The organism is Corynebacterium sp. HMSC11D10, from assembly GCF_001806995.1.
Lineage (GTDB): Bacteria > Actinomycetota > Actinomycetes > Mycobacteriales > Mycobacteriaceae > Corynebacterium > Corynebacterium coyleae.
Window position 1 is genome coordinate 1 of the sequence record NZ_KV787042.1, and the last position, 1,791, is coordinate 1,791.

Here is a 1,791-nt window from a genome sequence, read left to right on the forward strand (position 1 = left end):
GCGTGAAAACAACGCTCACCGAGGAGGGCGCCAAAAAGATCATGATCGGCTTCTACGAGCCGATTCAATACGACGACGCCTTGTTTGATCTCAGCGTCACCTTCGCTGGCGCCGCCGCTGGTGTTCCGACGCTGCCTGCACCACAGCCGACACCGACGTCAACGCCGTCCCCTGCGCCGTCCGAGTCAATGGCGAGCTCGTCGCAGGAACTCAGCTCAACGGACAAAGGATCACCAGCCGAGCGGATCACCACCAGTGTCACCCTCGTCATCGCTGGACTTGGATTGCTCGGCGTGCTTTCTGGCTTCGGCAAGTTCGCCTTCGACCGTTTTCTGAGGCCCATGCTGGCCAAATAGTGGTCATCGCCTCAACGGGAACCTCCTTGCCCTTGAAGTTGGTTAGCAATACCATACTTAGGTGAGGTTTACCTTGTTCTCTAAGGAGGATTCATGAGAACACGCCCGTTGCTCGTACCACTCACCGCTCTTGCCCTGCTGGGTAGCGCAGTTGTTGCGCCTCAGGCTTCGGCTGCACCGGAGGCGCCTGTGCTTGAGAATGGTCGCTTGGATTGGAATGTGAAGCGCAGCTTTACCAACTACGTGACCGGCCCCGTCGCACAGGGCAAGGTCACTACAGTCAATCCAACCGATCTCAAGAACTTCGGCGGCCACACCGCGTACAACCCGCCAGCCCAAACGTTCCAGGACAACACCTCGCCACTTAAGTATGGGTTCCAGTTGAATGCTGCCAAGTCGCAGCTGGATGCAAAAGGCAAGGGTGTGCTGGCCTTTGATGGTGGGGTCCGCTGGACAGGGCATGAGAAGTTCGCTCCCGAGGGCCAGCAGTATGGACTCGATGTCAAGTTCTCCGATGTGAAGCTCATTCTGGACGGTACGTCAGGAAAGATTTCCCTCGACTACGTCGTGCGTGGCACTAACATCACGGGCGATCAGAGCGCACTTGATCGCAAGGGAGACGACGCGATTTTTGCCACATTCACACTTCCAGAGCCGATCAAGGCTACCGCAGGGGGCAGTTTCTCCACCTCAGCAGGTGACGTTAGTAAGGACAGTGGCATTAAGACAACGCTCACCAAGGAGGGAGCCGAAAACGTCATGATCGGCTTCTACAAGGCGGAGCAGTACGAGGACGCGCTACTCGATCTAGACCTGAAGTTCAAGGAAGCACCTAAGGCGAAACCGTCTCCGGAGAAGCCGGCTCCTTCCTCGTCGTCCGCGAAACCGTCCCCGGAGAAGAGCGTTCCGTCGTCCCCGAGCGTCCCCCCGGCTGAGCAAGGCTCGAAGAAGCCTGAGGGATCCTCTGTCGATTCCAAGACCGACAACACCAAAATCGTCGTGCCGATCATCGCTACTCTCATCAGCCTCGTGGCGATTGGTGGTGCGCTAGCTTTTGTCGGCCAGCAGTGGCTGCCGCAACTCTTGCAGGGTATGCAGCGATAACCTTCGCATCATGAACCGGTCCCGGTACTGTGCTGGGACCGGTTCTTTGCTGTTTACCAAAGCCGAAAAAAGGAGACCATCCCGGGGTAAGTAGCAAAAAGTGTGTCTGAATTTCGGCGTTATTGCTGATCAGGCTGGGTAAATCGGGCGGATATAGGCATCAAGACCTTATATCCGCCCGAATTGCGTTCAATCCTCCGGAATGGCACCCGCATGTGCTAGTCGGGGGTTGGTGTGCTTTCCGGGTGAGTAAAAACAGACCACGGTGCCCGGTATGTGCTGGGCAAATGAAGAAAAACGGTGCTGAGTGCGCGTAGTTGGTAGGGGTATT

The 1,791-nt window shown here is 56.7% G+C and carries 2 protein-coding genes; both read left to right on the plus strand.

Translation table 11 applies throughout. The features are described 5' to 3' along the window. The coding region (locus HMPREF3120_RS12100; RefSeq protein ID WP_210384494.1) for a hypothetical protein at positions 1–356 on the plus strand (356 nt) is incomplete at its 5' end. Positions 357–449: 93 nt separating this feature from the next. Further along, positions 450–1,460, plus strand: coding sequence for an HtaA domain-containing protein (locus HMPREF3120_RS04605; RefSeq protein WP_070451076.1), 1,011 nt, complete (start codon positions 450–452; stop codon positions 1,458–1,460). The last annotated feature ends 331 nt before the right edge of the window (positions 1,461–1,791 follow it).

Excerpts from the sequence above, each read along its gene's own strand:
- HMPREF3120_RS04605 (WP_070451076.1), top strand. The coding sequence starts at position 450 with ATGAGAACACGCCCGTTGCTCGTACCACTCACCGCTCTTGCCCTGCTG.